The organism is Pseudomonas sp. NPDC090752 (genome assembly GCF_055584805.1).
In genome coordinates, this window is the sequence record NZ_JBVJLI010000011.1 from 169,145 (window position 1) to 191,598 (window position 22,454).

The 22,454-nt window shown below is 61.9% G+C and carries 18 protein-coding genes; 3 read left to right on the top strand and 15 right to left on the bottom strand.

The window, feature by feature from the left end:
* Positions 1–111 precede the first annotated feature (111 nt).
* Both mutS and fdxA read left to right on the top strand, forming a co-directional pair.
* Positions 112–2,685: a DNA mismatch repair protein MutS gene (mutS, locus tag ACZ6YA_RS16690; RefSeq protein WP_465898213.1), complete on the top strand. Its 2,574-nt coding sequence runs from the start codon at positions 112–114 to the stop codon at positions 2,683–2,685.
* 140 nt (positions 2,686–2,825) lie between these two features.
* The gene (gene fdxA / locus ACZ6YA_RS16695) at positions 2,826–3,149 is read left to right on the top strand and encodes a ferredoxin FdxA (protein WP_449434519.1); all 324 of its coding nucleotides are present in this window, start codon (positions 2,826–2,828) and stop codon (positions 3,147–3,149) included.
* 489 nt (positions 3,150–3,638) lie between these two features.
* Here fdxA and rpoS read toward each other — a convergent pair whose 3' ends face one another.
* The 8 genes from rpoS to ACZ6YA_RS16735 form a co-directional block, all read right to left on the bottom strand.
* Positions 3,639–4,646, bottom strand: a complete 1,008-nt coding sequence (gene rpoS, locus ACZ6YA_RS16700) for an RNA polymerase sigma factor RpoS (protein ID WP_008099655.1) — start codon at positions 4,644–4,646, stop codon at positions 3,639–3,641.
* A gap of 108 nt (positions 4,647–4,754) precedes the next feature.
* The gene (locus ACZ6YA_RS16705) at positions 4,755–5,612 is read right to left on the bottom strand and encodes a peptidoglycan DD-metalloendopeptidase family protein (RefSeq protein ID WP_465898214.1); all 858 of its coding nucleotides are present in this window, start codon (positions 5,610–5,612) and stop codon (positions 4,755–4,757) included.
* A gap of 184 nt (positions 5,613–5,796) precedes the next feature.
* Entirely contained in the window at positions 5,797–6,435 is a 639-nt protein-coding gene (locus ACZ6YA_RS16710; RefSeq protein WP_465898233.1) for a protein-L-isoaspartate(D-aspartate) O-methyltransferase, read from the bottom strand.
* 38 nt (positions 6,436–6,473) lie between these two features.
* Positions 6,474–7,223, bottom strand: a complete 750-nt coding sequence (surE, locus tag ACZ6YA_RS16715) for a 5'/3'-nucleotidase SurE (RefSeq protein WP_465898215.1) — start codon at positions 7,221–7,223, stop codon at positions 6,474–6,476.
* Positions 7,211–8,269 (bottom strand): tRNA pseudouridine(13) synthase TruD, encoded by a 1,059-nt coding sequence (gene truD / locus ACZ6YA_RS16720; protein ID WP_465898216.1) that lies wholly within the window; start codon positions 8,267–8,269, stop codon positions 7,211–7,213. The genes surE and truD overlap by 13 nt, the downstream gene beginning before the upstream one ends.
* Positions 8,266–8,739, bottom strand: a complete 474-nt coding sequence (gene ispF, locus ACZ6YA_RS16725; protein ID WP_403130596.1) for a 2-C-methyl-D-erythritol 2,4-cyclodiphosphate synthase — start codon at positions 8,737–8,739, stop codon at positions 8,266–8,268. Before ispF ends, truD begins: the two co-directional genes overlap by 4 nt.
* A gap of 76 nt (positions 8,740–8,815) precedes the next feature.
* Entirely contained in the window at positions 8,816–9,670 is an 855-nt protein-coding gene (gene fghA, locus ACZ6YA_RS16730) for an S-formylglutathione hydrolase (RefSeq protein WP_465898217.1), read from the bottom strand.
* Between the two features lie 8 nt (positions 9,671–9,678).
* Positions 9,679–10,791, bottom strand: a complete 1,113-nt coding sequence (locus ACZ6YA_RS16735) for an S-(hydroxymethyl)glutathione dehydrogenase/class III alcohol dehydrogenase (RefSeq protein ID WP_465898218.1) — start codon at positions 10,789–10,791, stop codon at positions 9,679–9,681.
* Positions 10,792–10,898: 107 nt separating this feature from the next.
* Between ACZ6YA_RS16735 and ACZ6YA_RS16740 the strand changes: the two genes are divergently transcribed.
* Positions 10,899–11,795, top strand: a complete 897-nt coding sequence (locus ACZ6YA_RS16740; protein ID WP_403130603.1) for a LysR substrate-binding domain-containing protein — start codon at positions 10,899–10,901, stop codon at positions 11,793–11,795.
* 138 nt (positions 11,796–11,933) lie between these two features.
* Here ACZ6YA_RS16740 and ispD read toward each other — a convergent pair whose 3' ends face one another.
* The 7 genes from ispD to dnaE form a co-directional block, all read right to left on the bottom strand.
* Positions 11,934–12,641 carry a 2-C-methyl-D-erythritol 4-phosphate cytidylyltransferase gene (gene ispD, locus ACZ6YA_RS16745; RefSeq protein WP_465898219.1) on the bottom strand — a complete coding sequence of 236 codons (708 nt, stop codon included), beginning with the start codon at positions 12,639–12,641 and terminating at the stop codon, positions 11,934–11,936.
* The gene (ftsB, locus tag ACZ6YA_RS16750; protein WP_400796042.1) at positions 12,638–12,919 is read right to left on the bottom strand and encodes a cell division protein FtsB; all 282 of its coding nucleotides are present in this window, start codon (positions 12,917–12,919) and stop codon (positions 12,638–12,640) included. Before ftsB ends, ispD begins: the two co-directional genes overlap by 4 nt.
* 162 nt (positions 12,920–13,081) lie before the next feature.
* Entirely contained in the window at positions 13,082–14,371 is a 1,290-nt protein-coding gene (eno, locus tag ACZ6YA_RS16755) for a phosphopyruvate hydratase (RefSeq protein ID WP_465898220.1), read from the bottom strand.
* A gap of 197 nt (positions 14,372–14,568) precedes the next feature.
* Positions 14,569–16,197, bottom strand: a complete 1,629-nt coding sequence (locus tag ACZ6YA_RS16760) for a CTP synthase (protein ID WP_465898221.1) — start codon at positions 16,195–16,197, stop codon at positions 14,569–14,571.
* A 269-nt stretch (positions 16,198–16,466) separates the two neighbouring features.
* Entirely contained in the window at positions 16,467–17,747 is a 1,281-nt protein-coding gene (tilS, locus tag ACZ6YA_RS16765; RefSeq protein ID WP_465898222.1) for a tRNA lysidine(34) synthetase TilS, read from the bottom strand.
* Positions 17,748–17,804: 57 nt separating this feature from the next.
* Positions 17,805–18,752: an acetyl-CoA carboxylase carboxyltransferase subunit alpha gene (locus tag ACZ6YA_RS16770; protein ID WP_465898223.1), complete on the bottom strand. Its 948-nt coding sequence runs from the start codon at positions 18,750–18,752 to the stop codon at positions 17,805–17,807.
* A 105-nt stretch (positions 18,753–18,857) separates the two neighbouring features.
* On the bottom strand, positions 18,858–22,382 hold the full coding sequence (gene dnaE / locus ACZ6YA_RS16775; RefSeq protein ID WP_465898224.1) for a DNA polymerase III subunit alpha: 3,525 nt from the start codon (positions 22,380–22,382) through the stop codon (positions 18,858–18,860).
* Positions 22,383–22,454: the final 72 nt, after the last annotated feature.

The following is a 22,454-nucleotide window of genomic DNA, read 5'->3' on the forward strand; positions in this document are numbered from 1 at the left end:
GACTTGCGCGACCTTCATGCTCAGCCCTGCGCCGCCTGCATCTCGCTGAAAAAGCCTGTACCATTGCGGGTTTCACAATCGCCAACCAGATCATCCGCTGTAAGGCCCTGAATGTCTGATCTTTCCGCACACACCCCGATGATGCAGCAGTACTGGAAGCTGAAAAACCAGCACCCGGACCAGCTGATGTTCTACCGCATGGGCGACTTCTACGAAATCTTCTACGAAGACGCAAAAAAAGCCGCGAAACTGCTGGATATCACACTGACGGCGCGCGGTCAGTCGGCTGGCCAGTCGATCCCCATGTGCGGGATTCCGTTCCATTCGCTGGAAGGCTACCTGGCCAAATTGGTCAAGCTCGGCGAGTCGGTGGTGATCTGCGAACAGATTGGCGACCCTGCTACCAGCAAAGGCCCGGTGGAGCGCCAGGTTGTGCGCATCATCACCCCTGGCACAGTCAGTGACGAAGCGCTGCTCGATGAGCGCCGCGACAACCTGATTGCCGCGCTGCTAGGCGACGAGCGCCTGTTCGGCCTGGCGGTGCTGGACATCACCAGTGGCAACTTCAGCGTGCAGGAGATCAAAGGCTGGGAGAACCTGCTGGCCGAACTCGAACGCCTCAATCCAGTCGAGTTGTTGATCCCTGACGACTGGCCACGTGATCTTCCGGCTGAGAAACGTCGCGGCGCGCACCGCCGTGCCCCCTGGGACTTCGACCGCGATTCAGGGCGCAAAGCGCTCTGCCAGCAGTTCGCGACCAAAGACCTCAAGGGCTTTGGCTGCGACAAACTGACCCTGGCCATCGGCGCCGCTGGCTGCCTGCTGACCTACGCCAAAGAAACCCAGCGCACCGCCCTGCCACACCTGCGCAGCCTGCGCCACGAGCGTCTGGACGACACAGTGATCCTCGACGGCGCCAGCCGCCGCAACCTGGAGCTGGACATCAATCTCGCCGGCGGGCGCGACAATACCCTGCAGTCGGTGATCGACCGCTGCCAGACCCCCATGGCCAGCCGCTTGCTGAGCCGTTGGCTGAATCGCCCGCTGCGTGATCTCAAGGTCCTGCAGGCGCGCCAGAACTCTATCCGCTGCCTGCTCGATGGCTACCGGTTCGAAAAACTACAGCCGCAGCTCAAGGATATCGGCGATATCGAGCGGATTCTCGCTCGTATCGGCCTGCGCAACGCCCGCCCACGCGACCTGGCGCGCTTGCGCGATGCACTCGGCGCCCTGCCCGAACTGCAGAACGCCATGTCCGAGCTGGAGGCGCCGCACCTGGCGCGGCTGGCGGCCATCACCGGCACCTATCCGGAACTGGCAAGCCTGCTGGAGCGGGCGATTATCGACAACCCGCCGGCGGTGATCCGCGACGGCGGCGTATTGAAGGCCGGCTACGACAGCGAATTGGACGAGTTGCTGGCCATCAGTGAAAACGCTGGCCAGTTCCTCATCGACCTGGAAGCACGCGAGAAGGCCCGCACCGGTCTTGCCAACCTCAAGGTCGGCTACAACCGTGTTCACGGCTACTTCATCGAGCTGCCAACCAAACAGGCCGAACAAGCCCCGGGCGACTACATTCGTCGGCAAACCCTCAAGGGTGCCGAGCGCTTCATCACCCCGGAGCTCAAGGCATTCGAGGACAAGGCGCTGTCGGCCAAGAGCCGCGCCCTGGCCCGCGAGAAGATGCTCTACGACGCGCTGCTGGAAACCCTCATCAGTCACCTCGCGCCACTGCAAGACAGCGCCGCCGCGCTGGCCGAGCTGGACGTGCTGAGCAACCTCGGCGAACGTGCGCTGAACCTCGACCTGAACTGCCCACGCTTCGTCGACGAGCCTTGCCTGCGCATCGACCAGGGCCGTCATCCAGTGGTCGAGCAGGTGCTGACCACGCCGTTCGTGGCCAACGACCTGGGCCTGGACAACAGTACCCGCATGCTGATCATTACCGGCCCGAACATGGGTGGTAAGTCTACCTATATGCGCCAGACCGCGCTGATCGTGCTGATGGCCCATATCGGCAGTTTCGTCCCGGCGGCCAACTGCGAGCTGTCGCTGGTCGACCGCATCTTCACCCGCATCGGCTCCAGCGACGACCTGGCCGGCGGGCGCTCGACCTTCATGGTCGAGATGAGCGAGACCGCCAACATCCTGCACAATGCCACTGACCGCAGCCTGGTGCTGATGGACGAAGTGGGCCGCGGCACCAGTACCTTCGACGGCCTTTCCCTGGCATGGGCGGCCGCCGAGCGCTTGGCACAGCTGCGCGCCTACACATTGTTCGCCACTCACTACTTCGAGCTGACCGTGCTGCCGGAAAGCGAGCCGCTGGTAGCCAACGTGCACCTGAACGCCACCGAGCACAACGAGCGCATCGTGTTTCTACACCACGTGCTGCCTGGCCCGGCCAGCCAAAGCTACGGTCTGGCCGTGGCTCAATTGGCCGGCGTCCCGTCCCCAGTCATCCAGCGAGCGCGTGAGCACCTGGGCCGCTTGGAAACCAGCAGCCTGCCGCATGAATTACCCGTCTCGAAAAAAGCCAAGGGCGAGCCACAAGCACCGCACCAGAGCGATCTGTTCGCCAGCCTGCCGCACCCGGCAATCGACAAGCTGGGCAAGCTGGACCTTGACGACATGACCCCCCGTCAAGCTATCGAAATGCTATATCAACTAAAGAACCTGTTATAACGGCGCCCACTACAAGCTGGTAGAATCCGCCGCGGTTTGCTGGTGCTGCAGGTTATTAGCCTGGCCTGCAGCCATATGCCCGTAAACCGCGCGGCCCTGAGAGGAAGGGCCGCCGCCGTTGCCTGAGGAGAGAACTAGAAATGACCTTCGTCGTCACCGACAACTGCATCAAATGCAAATACACCGACTGCGTGGAAGTCTGCCCGGTGGACTGCTTCTACGAAGGCCCGAACTTCCTGGTGATTCACCCGGACGAGTGCATCGACTGTGCACTGTGCGAGCCTGAGTGCCCGGCCCAGGCCATCTTCTCGGAAGACGAAGTACCTGCTGGCATGGAGAACTTCCTGGAGCTCAACGCTGAGCTGGCGGAAATCTGGCCGAACATCACCGAGCGTAAGGATGCTTTGCCAGACGCCGAAGAGTGGGATGGCAAGACCGGCAAGATCGCTGATCTGGAGCGCTAAGCGTCCGGATACGAAAAAGGCCCGCAACGGGCCTTTTTTCATTTTCCGCAGGCAAAAAAAAAGGGGCGGTTTGACCCGCCCACATTTTTTCCGTAGTCCCTGCTTGTCCCAAACATCGTCCTTAATGAAATCGCTTCTTGCGATGTCCTTGGCCTTCTCCCTGAAAGCCTGTGCATGTCCGTGTGCACAGTTCGAATACTAGCGATTTCTGGAGGGCAGGCAACTGCGAGATCTCTCAAAACATTACCGGAGACACACTTCTACACATCCAAAAAAACCTTTTATTTCATGAAGTTATGATTAGGCAGCCTTTGGAAACGACAATGATTTACTACTGGTTACACGGAAGGCTTACAGAAGGAGTAAGCAAAGGCTTACACGCGATGTATCCAGGGTAGCGCCGTACATATTGCCGGCTCCTTCGCTTAGATTGCACCAATAAAAAACGCCCCGAGGTGATCGGGGCGTTTGGGATGCAACCGGCAAGGCTTACTGGAACAGTGACTCGCTGGACAAGCCGTTCTTTTCCAGGATCTCGCGCAGGCGCTTGAGACCTTCCACCTGAATCTGCCGAACCCGTTCGCGGGTAAGGCCGATCTCCAGGCCAACGTCTTCCAGCGTGCTGCTCTCATGGCCACGCAGGCCAAAACGGCGCACTACCACTTCGCGTTGCTTGTCGGTCAGCTCGCCGAGCCACTGGTCGATGCTCTGCGACAGGTCGTCATCCTGCAGCAGCTCGCACGGGTCGGTGGGCCGATCATCGGTGAGTGTGTCGAGCAGGGTCTTGTCCGAATCCGGGCCGAGCGATACGTCGACCGACGACACCCGCTCGTTGAGGCCGAGCATGCGCTTGACCTCGGCAACGGGCTTCTCAAGCAGGGTGGCGATTTCTTCGGGAGAGGGCTCGTGATCGAGCTTCTGGGTCAGTTCCCGCGCGGCACGCAGGTAGACGTTGAGTTCCTTGACCACATGGATCGGCAGGCGAATGGTGCGGGTCTGGTTCATGATCGCCCGCTCGATGGTCTGGCGGATCCACCAGGTCGCATAGGTCGAGAAACGGAAACCGCGCTCCGGGTCAAACTTCTCGACCGCGCGAATCAGCCCCAGGTTGCCTTCCTCGATCAAGTCGAGCAACGACAGGCCGCGATTGACGTAGCGACGAGCAATTTTCACAACCAGGCGCAGGTTGCTTTCGATCATGCGCTTGCGGCCAGCGGGGTCGCCCTTCTGCGACAGGCGCGCGAAGTGCACCTCCTCTTCCGGCGAAAGCAGAGGCGAGAAGCCGATCTCGTTGAGATACAGCTGGGTAGCATCGAGCGCCCGGCTATAATCGATGTACTTGTGCTGCTTGAGCGAAGAGCCTGATTTGGCCCTGGTCCGAACCGACGGTACAGCAGGTTCGTCTGACACCACATCCGTTTCCAAAACGATACCCGTCTCCATCAGGAGGACGTCATCGTCGATGTCAAACTCCGGCGCTTCTTTATTGAGAGCCATTGTTATAGTCCTTTGCTGAGTTCGAACTCAGACTCGAGCGGCGCCTGCATCCCTGGCATCGCTGGAGCCCGTCCCCTCTACATCAGAGGAACAGGCCGGGTACAACAATCAACGACGTGGCAGGAACTGGAGTGGATCGACCGGTTTGCCCTGGCGGCGAATCTCGAAATGCAGCTTCACCCGATCAGTGCCCGTGGACCCCATTTCAGCAATCGACTGCCCTGCCTTGACCTGCTGCCCCTCCCGAACCAACAGCCTGCGGTTGTGGCCGTAGGCACTGACATAGGTGTCGCTGTGCTTGATGATGATTAGCTCGCCGTAGCCCCTCAAGCCACTCCCGGCGTAGACCACCGCACCATCAGACGCAGCAAAAACAGGCTGTCCCAAATCACCGGCGATATCAATGCCTTTATTCAAACTACCGTTTGAAGCAAATTTACCAATCAGCACACCGTTGGCCGGCCATGTCCAGCCCCCCACGGCCCGCTCTGCGGCGGGCACCGTGGTAACCACCGGCGCAGGCGTGGTTGGTGAAGTTGGCGTCGTTTTTCCGCCGCTGGCAGGTGGGGTGATAGGTGATCCAACAGGGCGACGAATGACCGTTGTCTTGCTCGAAGAGGACGGGCTGGACACCACCGTGGTACTGCCGGTCGAGCCGCTGTTGAAGCGGATCGCCTGGCCTGGCCGAATGGTGTAAGGGGGAGCGATACCGTTACGTGCGGCGAGCTCTTTGTAATCCCAGCCGTAGCGGAAGGCGATGGAGAACAGCGTGTCGCCGGGCTTGACCACATACTGGCCAGAAGTCACGGTGGGTCGCTTGGGCGCCGCATTGTTGCGATCGACCACGCGCGCACCGCTCGAGCTGGTGCTGGAGCAACCTGTCAGCAGAGTGCCTATGGCCAGTGCAATCACCAGAAGCTTGAAACCCGACCGATCCTTGCGCTGCCGAATGACTGTGTGCCCCACCCGCGCTCCCCTCATGGTGCCGAAAACGATAATACGATATGAAATGCAATAATGTTGCAATTATAACCGAGCGACGCTGCATTGGCAGGCTCGCTGAAAAGGCTCCCTGAAGAGCCGAATACCCCGCCAGATAGACACGGCGAAGCGGCAAGAATTCGTTGCCGCTGCAAATATTACCTGCCGCTCATGCCAATGGACCATTGAGCAGCGGTACGAAGCGCACGGCCCCCAACACGTGGCGAGAAAAACCCTGTTCCTCACGGACGATCAGCATCAGTTGCTGGACCTCGCCGGCCGGCCCCACGGGGATCACCATGCGGCCGCCCGGTGCCAGTTGGTCGAGCAATGCCTGCGGCACTTCGGGTGCCACGGCGGTGACGATAATGCCGTTGTAGGGCGCCAGCGCCTGCCAGCCATCGCAACCGTCGCCCCAGCGAAACACCACGTTACGCAGGTTCAGCTCTACCAGGCGCTCCTTGGCCCGGTCCTGCAGCACCTTGATCCGCTCCACCGAAAATACCCGCTCTACCAGCTGTGCCAGAATCGCCGTCTGGTAGCCAGAGCCAGTGCCGATCTCCAGCACCTTGTCCAGTGGCCCGGCCTCCAACAGCAACTCACTCATGTGCGCGACCATGAACGGCTGCGAGATGGTCTGGTTGTGCCCGATGGGCAACGCGGTGTCCTCGTAGGCGCGGTGGGCCAGGGCCTCATCGACGAACAGATGGCGCGGCGTGCGGCGGATGGCATCGAGCACCTTGGGGTTCGAGACGCCCTCCTCGCACAGACGCTGGATCAACCGCTCCCGGGTACGCTGGGAGGTCATGCCGATACCACGACGCTGCAAATCGTCCTGTTCGCGCATCAGAGCAGGCCCTCCAGCCAGCCGTCGAGCTGCTCGAAGGCATCGTTGAAGGTGCGGTCCAGCTGCAGCGGGGTGATCGACACGTAGCCTTGCATCACCGCGTGGAAGTCCGTGCCCGGCCCGCCATCCTCGGCATCGCCGGCCACGGCAATCCAGTAACCTTCCTTGCCGCGCGGGTTGACCACCTTGGTCGGCGCGGCTGCTCGCGCCCGATGACCGAGGCGAGTGAGCTGGATGCCGCGGATGTGCTCCAGCGGCAGGTTGGGAATGTTGACGTTGAGCACGGTGCGCGGCGGCAGCTCAAGGCGCGACTGCGCCTCGACCAGGCGACGGGCGATAAAGGCTGCGGTAGGCAAGTTGTCGGGCAGCCGCGAGAGCAACGAGAATGCCAAGGACGTGCCGCCCAGAAAGCGGCCCTCCAGTGCGGCGGCCACCGTACCGGAATAGATGACGTCATCGCCCAGGTTGGCACCCAGGTTGATCCCCGAAACGACCATGTCCGGCGGTTCCGGCAACAGGCCGTTAAGGCCCAGGTGGACGCAATCGGTGGGCGTGCCATTGAGGCTGATGAAGCCGTTGGCCAGGGTTTGCGGGTGCAGCGGCCGGTCCAGCGTCAGCGAACTGCCGGCGCCGCTCTTGTCTTGATCCGGGGCGATCACCACGCACTCGGCATAATCCACCAGCGCTCCGTGGAGCGCGGCGAGGCCGGGTGCAGTAACACCGTCATCATTCGAAATCAGAATACGCATGGGCTGTCCGTCTGCCCTGCCGGCACCAGATCGACGAGTTCGCGCACCACGACGGTGGCGAAGCATCCGGCCGGAAGGACGAATTCCAGTTGCAGGATATCAGGCTCGGGATAATGCCACGTCAGGCCGCCAATAGGGAGCCGCAGGATGCGCCGTTCGTGACTCATGCCCGCATTGGCGAGCCATTGGCACAGTGCCGCATGCTGCTCGCCAATCGCCGACTCCAGCGCGTAAGCCGCGCCGGCTGTGGGCGAAGGGCCTTCGCCCCACATCGGGCCGGTGGGGTGCAAGTCGAGAATATCCAGGCGCGGATCGGCACATTCCTGCTCACCTGCAGGAAAGAAGCTGCGGCTATCGGTAAACGCCAACAGGTCGCCGACCTGCGCACGCTGCCAACTGCCGTCGGCGACGCGGGCGGCCAAGACCTGGTTGAAGACGTAGCTGCGCGCGGCAGAAAGCAACCGGGAACGTACGTTGCGTTGCTCTGGCAGCGCCTTGCGCTCGGCCCAGTGCTGAGCATCCTGAACGTTGCCGCCGCCATGCCCGAAACGCTGGCTGCCAAAGTAGTTGGGCACACCCTGGTGCTTGAGCGCTTGCAGGCGTATATCCAGTGCCTGGTGGTCCGCCGCCAGTGCCGTCAAGCGCAAGGTGAAGCCGTTGGCCGAGTGGGCGCCGCGCTGCAGCTTGCGCGAGTGACGCACCTGCTTGAGCACACGCAAGGTGTCATCTTCAGCACGCGAAAGGTCTGGGTCGGCCTTGCCCGGCAAGTGCAGGCTGAACCACTGGCGGGTCAGCGCCTGGCGGTCCTTGAGGCCGGCATAGCTGATCGAGCGCACCGGCACGCCTGCGGCACGCGCCAGGCGGCGGGCAGCCTCTTCGGTGTTCAGATCGCGCTTCTCGACCCACAGCCACAAATGCTCGCCTTGGCCAGATAACGGAATGTCGAGCACTTCGTCGACCTGGAAGTCTTCCGCCACGGCCTTGAGCACCGCAGTGCCCAGTGGCTCGCCCGATGCGCGCGGGCCCAGCAGTTCCAGTTCGGTCATGCTGGCAGCAGCAGGGCGACCGCGTGTACGGCGATGCCCTCCTCACGGCCCGTGAAGCCCAGCTTCTCGGTGGTGGTGGCCTTGACGTTGACCTGGTCGAGCTCGACCTGCAGGTCTTCTGCGATCAGTTGGCGCATGGTCTCGATGTGCGGGGCCATCTTCGGCGCCTGGGCAACGATGGTAGCGTCGACGTTACCGACCTTCCAGCCTTTTGCCTGGACGATGCCGAGCACATGGCGCAGCAGCACGCGGCTGTCGGCACCCTTGAACTGCGGGTCGGTATCGGGGAAGTGCTTGCCGATGTCACCCAGCGCCGCGGCGCCGAGCAAGGCATCGCTCAAGGCATGCAGCAGCACATCACCGTCGGAATGGGCCAGGAGGCCGTATTTGTGAGGGATACGCACCCCACCCAGGGTAATGAAATCACCGTCGCAGAAGCGGTGCACATCGTAGCCGTGGCCAATACGCATAGAAAAACGCCCTGATTGAGTCAGGGCGTGATTCTACCTGCTTTGCAGGTGGTTGGGCGGCTTTTGGACCAGGTCGTTAAACCCTTCCGAGTGCCACTGCATGATGGCGCAGATGGTCATCAATGAAGCTGGCGATGAAATAGTAGCTATGGTCATAGCCAGGCTGCAGGCGCAAGGTCAGCTCATGCCCCCCTTTGCGTGCGGCCTGTTCCAGCACTTCAGGCTTGAGCTGCTTCTCGAGGAAGTCGTCACGGTCACCCTGGTCCACCAGCAACGGCGGGCACTCACCGTTGGGTGTATCGGCCAGCAGCACGCTGGCATCCCACTCGCGCCAGCGCGTGCGGTCTTCACCCAGGTAGCGGTTGAAGGCCTTTTCGCCCCACGGGCAATCCATGGGGTTGCTGATCGGCGAAAACGCCGAGATCGAGCGATAGCGCCCCGGGTTGCGCAAGGCGCAAACCAGCGCACCGTGCCCGCCCATGGAATGACCACTGATGCTGCGCTGATCGGAGGCCGGGAAGTGCGCCTCGATCAGTGCTGGCAGTTCATCTACTACATAATCATGCATGCGGTAGTGCTGTGCCCAGGGCTGCTGAGTGGCATTGAGGTAGAAGCCCGCCCCCAGGCCAAAGTCCCAGGCACCGTCCGGGTCGCCCGGCACCTGTTCGCCACGCGGGCTGGTGTCGGGCGCAACGATGATCAGGCCGAGCTCGGCGGCCAGCCGCTGGGCACCGGCCTTCTGCATGAAGTTTTCGTCAGTACAGGTCAGGCCGCTCAGCCAGTACAGTACCGGAAGCTTCTCGCCCTGCTCGGCCTGCGGCGGCAGGTAGACGGCGAACACCATGTCGCAGCCCAGCACCTTGGACTGATGCCGGTAACGCTTGTGCCAGCCGCCGAAGCTTTTCTGGCAGGAGATGTTATCCAGGCTCATGACTGACCTCAGAAGTGGATCACGCTGCGGATGCTTTTGCCTTCGTGCATCAGGTCGAAGGCTTTGTTGATGTCCTCCAGGCCCATGGTGTGGGTGATGAAGGTATCCAGCGGAATCTCGCCCTTCTCGGCCATTTCCACGTAGCTGGGCAGCTCGCTGCGGCCGCGCACGCCGCCGAAGGCAGAACCGCGCCAGACGCGACCGGTCACCAGCTGGAACGGACGGGTGGCGATTTCCTGGCCGGCACCAGCGACGCCGATGATCACCGACTCACCCCACCCCTTGTGGCAGCACTCCAGGGCAGCACGCATCAGTTGCACGTTGCCGATGCATTCGAACGAGAAGTCCACGCCACCGTCGGTGAGGTCGACAATCACTTCCTGGATCGGACGGTCGTATTCCTTCGGGTTGATGCAGTCGGTGGCGCCCAGTTGACGGGCGATCTCGAACTTGGCCGGGTTGATGTCGATGGCGATGATGCGCGAGGCTTTGGCCTTGACCGCGCCGATGATCGCCGACAGGCCGATGCCGCCCAGGCCGAAGATGGCCACGGTGTCACCCGGCTTGACCTTGGCGGTGTTGATGACCGCGCCGATACCGGTGGTTACACCGCAACCGAGCAGGCAGACCTTCTCCAGCGGTGCTTCTTTCTGAATCTTGGCCACGGAAATTTCCGGCAGCACGGTGTACTCGGAGAACGTCGAGGTGCCCATGTAGTGGAACAGCTGCTGGCCCTTGTACGAGAAGCGGGTGGTGCCGTCCGGCATCAAGCCTTTGCCCTGGGTAGCGCGGATGGCCTGGCACAGGTTGGTTTTGCCCGAGCGGCAGAATTTGCACTGGCCACACTCCGGGGTGTACAGCGGGATCACGTGGTCGCCGACAGCCACCGAGGTCACGCCCTCGCCGATGGCCTCGACAATCGCCCCGCCCTCATGGCCGAGGATCGCCGGGAAGATGCCTTCCGGGTCGGCGCCCGACAGGGTGTAGGCGTCGGTATGGCAGACACCGCTGGCGACCACGCGCAGCAGCACTTCGCCGGCCTTCGGCATGGCCACGTCGACTTCGACGATTTCCAGGGGTTTCTTGGCCTCGAAGGCAACGGCGGCACGGGACTTGATCATCAAAGGTCTCCAAACAGAGGGTCGATTCAGTCCCACAGTGTAATTCAGCTGTTTTTGATGAATAATCCTGACCAGGACAAAACATTATTGCCATACAGGGATAATCAATGAGCAGTCGCTGGGAAGGCATCGACGAATTCGTCGCCGTTGCCGAGTCGGGTCAGTTCACGGCGGCGGCTGAGCGCATGGGGGTGTCGTCATCGCATATCAGCCGGCAAATCGCCCGACTTGAAGAGCGCCTGCAGACCCGCCTGCTGTATCGCAGCACCCGCCGCGTCACCTTGAGCGAAGCCGGTCAGACCTTCCTGCAGCACTGCCAGCGCCTGCAGGACGGCCGCGAGGAAGCCCTGCGCGCCATGGGCGACCTGGCCAGCGAACCCAAAGGGCTGCTGCGCATGACCTGCGCCGTGGCTTACGGGGAGCGCTTCATCGTGCCGCTGGTGACGCGTTTCATGGGCTTGTATCCGCAGTTACGGGTCGAAGTGGAACTGAGCAACCGCACCCTGGACCTCCTGCACGAAGGCATGGACCTGGCGATTCGCCTGGGCCGGCTGGCCGACTCTCGACTGGTGGCCACACGCCTGGCGCCGCGGCGCATGTACCTGTGTGCCTCGCCTGCCTATCTGGAACGTTATGGCAGGCCGCACAGCCTTTCCGAGCTGGCCCGGCACAACTGCCTGGTGGGCAGCTCCGACCTGTGGGCGTTGCAGCAGGATGGGCGCGAGATCAGCCAGCGGGTACAGGGCAACTGGCGCTGCAACAGTGGGCAGGCAGTGCTTGATGCGGCGCTGCTGGGGATGGGGTTGTGCCAGTTGCCGGATTACTACGTGCGGGAGCACTTCAACAGCGGGGCGCTGGTGTCGTTACTGGAGGCGCATCAGCCGCCGAACACGGCAGTATGGGCGCTGTATCCGCAGCAGCGGCATCTGTCGCCCAAGGTTCGACGGCTAGTGGATTATCTGAAGGAAGGGTTGGCAGGGTTGCCGGAGTACAAGCAGGATTGATGTGCTGGCTTTACCGACCTCTTCGCGGGACCAGCCCGCTCCCACAGGTACCGCACAGAATTCAGAGACGACGGAGATTCTGTGGGAGCGGGCTTGCCGAGACGTCGGACCGCCCGCGAAGAGGCCAGTACGGACAACTCAATGCCGGTTTGCCCAACGCTGACGCAACCATTCCAGGTCTTCAGGGCGGGTCACCTTGATATTGTCGCTGCGCCCCTCGATCAGCCGCGGCGCCTGGCCGGACCATTCGATGGCCGACGCCTCATCGGTAACCAGCACATCGGACACCAGGCACTCGGCCAATGCCCGGTGCAAAGCGCCCAGGCGGAACATCTGCGGCGTGTAAGCCTGCCAGATGGTGCTGCGATCCACGGTGGCACTGACGCGCCCGCTGGCATCGGCCCGCTTGAGCGTATCGCGCGCCGGGACCGCCAGCAGCCCACCTACCGGGTCATCGGCCAGTTCCGACAACAACTTGTCCAGGTCGCTACGCGCCAGGTTCGGCCGCGCCGCATCGTGCACCAGTACCCAGTCGCTGTCTGCCGCCCCTTGGGCATGCAACAGCAGCAGAGCATTGAGCACCGAGTCGGCGCGCTCGCGCCCACCCCGGGCCCGCTGGATGCGCGGATCGCTGGCGCATCGCAAGCCAGGCCAGTACGGATCATCTTCGGCAACGCTGACCACCACGCCTTTGAGCGCAGGGTGGCCAAGAAAACAGTCGAGGCTATGCTCGATAAGGGTCTGCCCACCCAATTGCAAGTATTGCTTGGGGCGGTCGGCAGCCATGCGGGCACCCACACCCGCGGCGGGAATCACGGCCCAGAAAGCCGGTAGCATATCGATCATTTTTGCGGCAGTTGGAAGAGGGTTTCGCCCTCTTTGACCATTCCCAGTTCATGACGAGCCCGCTCTTCAACGGTCTCCATACCTTTCTTCAACTCCAGCACCTCGGCGTCGAGCACGCGGTTACGCTCCAGCAGCCGCTCGTTTTCGGCATGCTGCTCGTCGATCTGCTGCTTGAGCTCGGCCACGTGCGCCAGGCTGCCGTTACCCACCCACAGGCGGTACTGCAGGCCACCGAGCAGCAAGAGCAGGACAAGAAACAACCAATAGGGACTGCGCATCAAGGTATCCAGATTAAAAAGACCGCCAGCAACGGGCAGGCCTCAAATAGCACGAAGCCTGGCCGAGGCCAGGCTTCGTTGACAGAAACCCGCATGAAGCGCCGGATATTTCAGTTCGAAAAATCCGACAGCCTCGGCTGCTGTCTTTTTACCATCTCTTGCTTAGCCGCGAAACTCGGTACGGCCACGGTACACCGCTTTCGCACCCAGTTGCTCTTCGATGCGCAGCAGCTGGTTGTACTTCGAGACGCGGTCGGAACGGCACAGCGAGCCGGTCTTGATCTGGCCAGCAGCGGTGCCCACGGCCAGGTCAGCGATGGTCGAGTCTTCGGTTTCACCGGAGCGGTGCGAGATCACTGCGGTGTAGCCGGCAGCCTTGGCCATCTGGATGGCTTCCAGGGTCTCGGTCAGCGAGCCGATCTGGTTGAACTTGATCAGGATCGAGTTACCGATGCCCTTTTCGATGCCTTCCTTGAGGATCTTGGTGTTGGTCACGAACAGGTCGTCACCGACCAGCTGCACCTTCTCGCCGATCTTGTCGGTGAGGATTTTCCAGCCAGCCCAGTCGGACTCGTCCAGGCCGTCTTCGATCGAGATGATCGGGAAGCGCTCGGTCAGGCCTTTGAGGTAGTCGGCAAAACCTTCGGCGTCGAACGACTTGCCTTCGCCGGACAGGTTGTACTTGCCGTCCTCAAAGAATTCGGAAGCCGCGCAGTCCAGGGCCAGGGTCACGTCGGTGCCCAGCTTGTAGCCAGCTTTTTCAACGGCTTCGGCGATGGCGGCCAGGGCGTCTTCGTTGGAAGCCAGGTTCGGCGCGAAGCCACCTTCGTCACCCACGGCAGTGTTCAGGCCACGGGCCTTGAGCACGGCTTTGAGGTGATGGAAGATCTCGGTGCCCATGCGCAGGCCGTCGGAGAAGGTCTTGGCGCCAACCGGCTGAACCATGAACTCCTGGATGTCGACGTTGTTGTCGGCGTGCTCGCCACCGTTGATGATGTTCATCATCGGAACCGGCATCGAGTACTGGCCCGGGGTGCCGTTGAGGTTGGCGATGTGCGCGTACAGCGGCAGGTCCTGATCCTGGGCAGCGGCCTTGGCGGCAGCCAGGGAAACAGCCAGGATGGCGTTGGCGCCCAGCTTGGCTTTGTTCTCGGTACCGTCCAGGTCGATCATGGCGCGGTCCAGGGCTTTCTGGTCGGAAGGATCCTTGCCCAGCAGCAGCTCACGGATCGGGCCGTTGATGTTGCCGACAGCCTTCAGCACGCCCTTGCCCAGGTAACGGCTCTTGTCGCCATCACGCAGCTCCAGCGCTTCGCGCGAGCCGGTGGAAGCACCGGACGGCGCGCAAGCGCTGCCGATGATGCCGTTGTCGAGCAGTACATCGGCTTCCACGGTGGGGTTGCCACGCGAATCGAGAACTTCACGACCTTTGATGTCGACGATTTTTGCCATTGTTGTAAGCACTCCAGAATTGACGAAAACAACGCAGCTTTAGGGAATTCTTGCCTTTCACCAGGCGAGGATACAGCAGGCAGGGCCGGGCGAAAGCAGCCCCTGACCGTGCGGTCAGGGGCAGATCGGGGCGTACTTTACCCGAGAAATGAGCCTTGCGCGGTTTTAACCGTCGGAAAACTCATCAAAGCCCAGCTTCAGGCCTTGTTCTTCTGGGCCAGGGCCGCCTTGACGAAGCCGCTGAACAGCGGGTGACCATCACGCGGAGTGGAAGTGAACTCCGGGTGGAACTGGCAAGCGACGAACCATGGATGATCCTTGGACTCGACCACTTCAACCAACGCGCCGTCTTCGGAACGACCGGAAACCAGCAGGCCCGCGTCAACCAGCTGCGGCAGCAGGTTGTTGTTCACTTCATAGCGGTGACGGTGACGCTCGGTGATCACGTCCTTGCCGTAGCAGTCATGCACCTTGGAACCGGCAGCCAGCTGGCAGTCCTGTGCGCCCAGGCGCATGGTGCCGCCCAGGTCGGAAGCTTCAGTACGGGTCTCGACGGCACCCGTGGCGTCGGCCCACTCGGTGATCAGACCCACCACCGGGTGGCCGCTATTGCGGTCGAACTCGGTCGAGTTGGCGTCTTTCCAGCCCATCACGTTACGGGCGAACTCGATCACGGCCACCTGCATACCCAGGCAGATACCCAGGTACGGCACCTTGTTTTCACGGGCGTATTGCACCGCGGTGATCTTGCCTTCCACGCCACGCAGGCCGAAACCGCCCGGCACCAGGATGGCATCGGCACCTTCGAGCAGGCTGGTGCCCTGGTTCTCGATGTCTTCGGAATCGATGTAGCGCAGGTTGACCTTTGTGCGGTTGCTGATGCCGGCATGGCTCATCGCTTCGATCAGCGACTTGTAGGCATCCAGCAGTTCCATGTATTTGCCGACCATGGCAATGGTGACTTCCTGCTCAGGGTTGAGCTTGGCGTCGACCACTGCGTCCCATTCGGACAGATCGGCACTCTCGCACTGCAGGCCGAAACGCTCGACGACGAAATCATCCAGGCCTTGCGAATGCAGGATGCCCGGGATCTTGTAGATGGTGTCGGCATCTTCCAGCGCGATCACCGCACGTTCTTCAACGTTGGTGAACTGGGCGATCTTGCGGCGCGACGAGCTGTCGATCGGGTGGTCGGAGCGGCACACCAATACATCTGGCTGCAAGCCGATGGAGCGCAGTTCCTTGACCGAGTGCTGAGTCGGCTTGGTCTTGGTCTCGCCTGCAGTGGCGATGTACGGCACCAGCGTCAGATGCATCAGCATGGCACGCTTGGCACCGACTTCGAAACGCAGCTGGCGGATGGCTTCAAGGAACGGCTGCGACTCGATGTCACCCACCGTGCCACCAATTTCGACCATCGCCACGTCAGCGTCGCCAGCACCTTTGATGATGCGGCGCTTGATTTCGTCGGTGATGTGCGGGATGACCTGAATGGTCGCGCCCAGGTAGTCACCGCGGCGCTCTTTGCGCAGCACGTGCTCGTACACGCGGCCGGTGGTGAAGTTGTTGTTCTGGGTCATGGTCGTGCGGATGAACCGCTCGTAGTGGCCCAGGTCGAGGTCGGTCTCGGCGCCATCGTGGGTGACGAAGACCTCACCGTGCTGGAACGGACTCATGGTGCCAGGATCGACGTTGATGTACGGATCCAGCTTCAGCATGGTGACCTTCAGGCCCCGCGCTTCCAGGATGGCCGCCAGGGAAGCCGAGGCAATGCCTTTCCCCAATGAAGAAACAACACCGCCCGTGACGAATATGTAGCGCGTCATGAAAAACCCTAGAAGTCTGCGTTAAGGCGGCCAGCGCCGCCGGAGAAAGCGAAGGAAGGCCGAAGCCCCCGATCACCTGCGTCAATCACAGTGCATCTCGAAAAACTGCCGCGTCGGTACAGGCCAGGGATATTCCCGGCATGGAACTCGCTCGTCATTTCCAGAATCAGCTCAGCAAAAAACTGCTTGGTAATCGGCAACTGCCGTGTTTCCGAGGAACGCACAGAAGTTGTATCAAGAAGGGAGGGTAGTCTACCGGAATGTACCCTTCAGCTCAAACCTTGCGCGTTCGTCGGGGCTTGCCAATGCAGCTGGCAATCCGCCCGTCCCAATTCGGGCAAATTGGCCACGGCCAGCAAGCGCTCGCCGCTGTACAGCAACGGCAAGCGCGCGCGCATGAAGTGCGGGACGTGCAGCTCATTGAGCAGGCGCTTCAAGTCACGCTTGCCACGGCCCGGAATATCCAGCACTTCGCCGCCTCGACGGTAAGCAATGCGCAAGTCGCCCTGGGTACTGCCTTGCAGGCGAACAGTGCCGTTGCCAGGCAATGCCAGCGGGCTGGCCGGCTGCTCCCAGCGCAGCGCACCGGCAACCGGCTGTAGCCAGTCGCCACTCAACCACCAGATACGCCCGTGGCTGCGCGCAAGCTTGCCGTCGGTCAGCTGCCAGACGGGCTGGGCATCGATCGCGGCATCACGCAGGTCCGTCCAGCCCGCCCAGTGCCGACTGTCGGGCAGGCGGGTGCGTAGACTCAGCCAGTACTGCAAGGCATTGCGCTGACGCGCTGGAGAAAGCGCCGCGAGCGTCGCCAGGTCCAGGGAGTCGAGGCCTGACCAGGTGGCGGGCGCGCCCTCCCCGGCCACGGCCAGGTCAGACTGGGCCAACTCCTCGAGCAGGCCCAGCGCTTCGCCCAGATGCTCGGCGCTACGGGCAAGGTTCTGGCTTGCCTGCGGCCAGCGCTGCTGCAGCAACGGCAACACTTCGCCACGCAGGAAATTGCGGGCAAAGGCCATGTCGCTGTTGGACGGGTCTTCGACCCAGGTCAACCCGTGCGCGTGCGCATAGTGATGCAATTGCGAACGTGAAACCGTCAGCATCGGCCTGGCCAGGACGCCCTGCCCCAATGGCCGCTGTGCTGGCATTGCGCACAGCCCACGCAAGCCGGCACCGCGCAAAAGGCGGAAAAGCAATGTTTCGGCCTGATCATCGCGGTGTTGGCCGGTGAACAGCACATCACCTGGACCGAGGATCTCCTGAAATGCCGAATAGCGGGCATCACGGGCTGCCTGCTCCAGGCTGGCGCCCGCGACTATCTGGACGCGGATGATGGAGAGTTTGACACCCAGACGTTCGCACACCGCTTGGCAATGATCTGGCCAGCTGTCGGCCGCAGGTTGCAGGCCGTGGTGGATATGGATGGCATGTAGCGGAGGCGCTGAGTGAGTACGGGCGTAATCAGCCAGCAAATGCAGGAGGACGGTGGAATCGAGGCCGCCAGAGAAGGCGATGTGCCAGGCAGGGGCATTGAGCCAGGGGGTGAGGTTGATCATGGAAGCCTCACATCACTCGAAAATGCCGGGGCCGCACGGCGGCCCCAGCATTTTCCATCAGAGGCCGTAGCTCATCAGGCGCTCATAACGACGGGCCAGCAGCGCGTCATTGTCGAACTTGCCAAGCATGTCCAGCTGCTGAACCAGGTCGGCGCGGATGTTCTCGGACATTTTTGCCGGATCGCGGTGGGCGCCGCCCAGCGGCTCTTGAATGACCTTGTCGACAATGTTCAGGCTTTTCAGGCGCTCGGCGGTGATGCCCATGGCCTCGGCCGCGTCGGCCGCCTTGTCGGCGGTCTTCCACAGGATCGAAGCGCAGCCTTCCGGCGAAATGACCGCGTAGGTGGAGTACTGCAGCATGTTCAGCTGGTCGCACACACCGATGGCCAGCGCACCGCCTGAACCACCTTCACCGATCACAGTGGCGATGATCGGCGTCTTCAGGCGCGCCATGACACGCAGGTTCCAGGCGATCGCTTCGCTCTGGTTGCGTTCTTCGGCGTCGATGCCTGGGTAGGCGCCCGGGGTATCGATGAAGGTCAGGATCGGCATCTTGAAGCGCTCGGCCATTTCCATCAGACGGCACGCCTTGCGGTAGCCTTCTGGGCGCGGCATGCCGAAGTTGCGACGTACCTTTTCGCGTACTTCACGACCCTTCTGGTGGCCAATGACCATGACCGGCTTGCCATCCAGGCGGGCGGTACCACCGACGATGGCGGCATCGTCGGAGAAGTGGCGGTCGCCGTGCAGCTCTTCGAACTCGGTGAAGATGTGCTCCAGGTAGTCCAGGGTGTAAGGACGACGTGGGTGGCGGGCCAGGCGGGCGATCTGCCAGCTGGTCAGGTTGCCGAAGATGCTTTCGGTCAGGGTGTTGCTCTTGTCTTGCAGACGGGCAATTTCATCGCTGATGTTCAGCGAGTTGTCGTTACCCACCAGGCGCAGCCCTTCAATCTTGGCTTGCAGGTCGGCAATCGGCTGTTCGAAATCGAGAAAATTCGGGTTCATAGTCATCCGTCTTGGGTCTACGGCCAGGCGGCCGGCCGGTTGATCCGTTTGGCGCCCTACCTTAAGGGATCAGGCGCATTCAGGTCGAGATTAAATTGCGTCGGTTCAACGATATTGCAGGAAGACGTTCTCACGCCCGAACTGGTCACGCAGCGCCTGAATCAAGCCGTCGGCCGGGTCGATCGACCACTGCTCGCCGAACTGCAGCATGGCCTTGGCGTCGCTGCCGGTGTATTCGAGGGTGATCGGGCAACCGCCGCGATGGCGGGTGATCAGCTCGCCCAGCCAGTTCAAGCGATCGCCCTTGAGCGCCTCGTGGGTGATCTTTAGGCGCAGGCTTTCGGCCAGCTTGGTGCGGGCATCTTCCAGGGTCATCACCTGCTTCACGCGCAGGCGCAGGCCGCCGGAGAAGTCGTCATTGCTGATTTCGCCTTCGACGACGACCATCGCATCATTCTGCAACAAAGCTTGTGCACCCATGAACGCGTCCGCGAACAGCGAGGCTTCGATGCGCCCGGAACGGTCGTCGAGGGTGACGAAGCCCATCTTGTCGCCCTTTTTGTTCTTCATCACCCGCAGGGCAATGATCATCCCGGCGATGGTCTGGGTCTCGCGCGACGGCTTCAGGTCGACGATGCGCTGGCGGGCGAAGCGGCGGACCTCGGCCTCGTATTCATCGATCGGGTGGCCGGTGAGGTAAAGGCCGAGGGTGTCCTTCTCGCCCTTCAGGCGTTCCTTCAGCGTCAGCTCACGCACCTTGCGGTGGTTGACGTAGACGTCGACATCCGGGGCGTCGAACATGCCACCGAACAGGTCGACGTGGCCACTGTCGGCGGTATGAGCCGCTTGCTCGGCGGCCTTGACGGCCTCGCCCAATGCCGAGAGCAGCGTCGCACGGTTGATGTCGATATTGGCGTGGTAAGCCTTGATCTCGTCATGGAAGTGCGGGCCGAGCCGGTCCAGTGCGCCACTGCGAATCAGCGCATCGAGGGTCCGCTTGTTGACGCGCTTGAGGTCGATGCGCACGCAGAAGTCGAACAGGTCCTTGAACGGGCCGCCCTGGGCACGCGCTTCGACGATGGCTTCCACCGGCCCTTCACCGACACCCTTGATCGCCCCCAGGCCGTAGACGATGCGACCCTCGTTGTTGACGGTGAATTTGAAGTCGGAGAAGTTCACGTCCGGCGCATCGAGGCGCAGCTTCATGCTGCGCACTTCCTCGACAAGTACCACGACCTTGTCGGTGTTGTGCATATCCGCCGACAGAACCGCAGCCATGAACGGCGCCGGGTAGTGGGTCTTCAACCAGGCGGTCTGGTACGACACCAGGCCATAGGCCGCGGAGTGGGATTTGTTAAAGCCGTATCCAGCGAACTTCTCCACCAGGTCGAAGATGTTACCCGCAAGATCAGCGTCGATATTGTTGGCCACGCAGCCTTCGATGAAGCCACCGCGCTGCTTGGCCATTTCCTCGGGCTTTTTCTTACCCATGGCCCGGCGCAGCATGTCGGCGCCGCCAAGGGTATAGCCCGCCATGACCTGGGCAATCTGCATCACCTGTTCCTGGTACAGAATGATGCCGTACGTAGGTGCCAACACCGGCTTCAGGCCTTCGTACTGATAGTCCGCATGGGGATAGGCCAGCTCGGCGCGCCCGTGCTTGCGGTTGATGAAGTCGTCCACCATGCCCGACTGCAGCGGGCCTGGACGGAACAATGCCACCAGTGCGATGAGGTCTTCCAGACAGTCGGGCTTGAGTTTCTTGATCAGCTCCTTCATGCCGCGCGATTCGAGCTGGAAGACCGCCGTGGTCTCGGCCTTCTGCAGCAGCTCGTAGGTCTTGCGATCGTCCAGCGGGATGAAGTCGATATTGAGATCGGGCAGGTTGTTCTTGGCCTGCTCGCGGTTGATGATCTCCATCGCCCACTTGATGATGGTCAGGGTGCGCAGGCCGAGGAAGTCGAACTTGACCAGGCCGGCGGCCTCGACGTCGTCCTTGTCGAACTGGGTCACCAGGCCGCCGCCCTCTTCGTCGCAGGCGATCGGCGAGAAGTCGGTGAGTTTGGTCGGGGCGATGACCACGCCACCGGCGTGCTTGCCGGTACCCCGGGTCACGCCTTCGAGCTTGAGCGCCATGTCCCAGATTTCACGCGCATCTTCGTCGCCCTTGAGGAAGTCGCGCAGGATTTCTTCCTGTTCGTAGGCCTTCTCCAGGGTCATGCCCACTTCGAACGGAATCATCTTCGACAGGCGGTCGGCCAACCCATAGGACTTGCCCTGCACCCGCGCCACGTCACGCACTACGGCCTTGGCGGCCATGGTGCCGAAGGTGATGATCTGGCTGACCGCGTTGCGCCCGTAGGCATCGGCAACATACTCGATCACCCGGTCACGGCCATCCATGCAAAAGTCGACGTCGAAGTCGGGCATGGAAACACGTTCAGGGTTAAGGAAGCGCTCGAACAGCAGGTCGTACGCCAGCGGGTCGAGGTCGGTAATCTTCAGTACGTAGGCCACCAGCGAGCCGGCGCCCGACCCCCGGCCCGGGCCAACAGGCACGTCGTTGTTCTTCGCCCACTTGATGAAGTCCATTACGATCAGGAAGTAACCGGGGAAGCCCATCTGGATGATGATATCCAGCTCGAACGTCAGGCGGTCCAGGTAAACCTGGCGCTTCTCTTCGTAATTGGGCGTGGTTTCCTTCGGCCACAGTACCGCCAGGCGCTCCTCCAGGCCTTCGTGGGACACGTGGCGCAGGTAGTCGTCGATACCCATGCCATTGGGTGTCGGGAAGTCGGGCAGGAAGTGCTTGCCCAGTTGCACCTGGATGTTGCAGCGCTTGGCGATCTCGACGGTGTTGGCGATGGCGTCGGGCAGGTCGCTGAACAGCTCGGCCATTTCCTCAGCGCTCTTGAGGTATTGCTGGTCGCTGTACAGGCGCGGGCGACGTGGATCGTCCAGCGTCCAGCCTTCACCGATGCAAACGCGGCTTTCGTGGGCGTCGAAGTCGGACTGCTTGATGAATCGCACATCGTTGGTCGCCACCAACGGCGCCCCGACTTTGTCTGCCAGCGCTACAGCGGCGTGGACGTATTCTTCGTCGCCAGCACGGTTGGTGCGCTGTACTTCGACGTAGAAGCGCTCAGGGAACATGCCCAGCCAATCATGCAGCAGCGCCTCAGCCTCGTCGGCCCGTCCTGCCATCAAGGCCATGCCGATGTCCCCTTGCTTGCCGGCGGACAAGGCAATCAGCCCTTCGCTGGCCGGGGCGATCCACTCACGCTGGAGAATGACCAGGCCGTTACGCTGGCCGTCGGTCCAGCCGCGCGAAATCAACTCGGTGAGGTTGCGATAACCCTTGGGATTCGTGGCCAGGAAACAGATACGCGACAGCGGGGCCTCTGGGTCCGCCCCGGCCAGCCACAGGTCGGCGCCGCAGATCGGCTTGATGCCCGCGCCCATGGCGGTCTTGTAGAACTTCACCAGCGAACACATGTTGCTCTGGTCGGTGATCGCCACCGCCGGCATGTTCATCCCGGCCAGCGCCTTGGCCAGCGGTTTGATCCGCACCAGGCCGTCGACCAGCGAGAATTCGGAGTGGACGCGCAGGTGAACGAAGGGAACCGACATGGAAGATCCTGTAGCAGTGCTGAACGACAAGGGCGGGATTGTAACGTAAATGCGCAAAGCATTTGGGGCCGC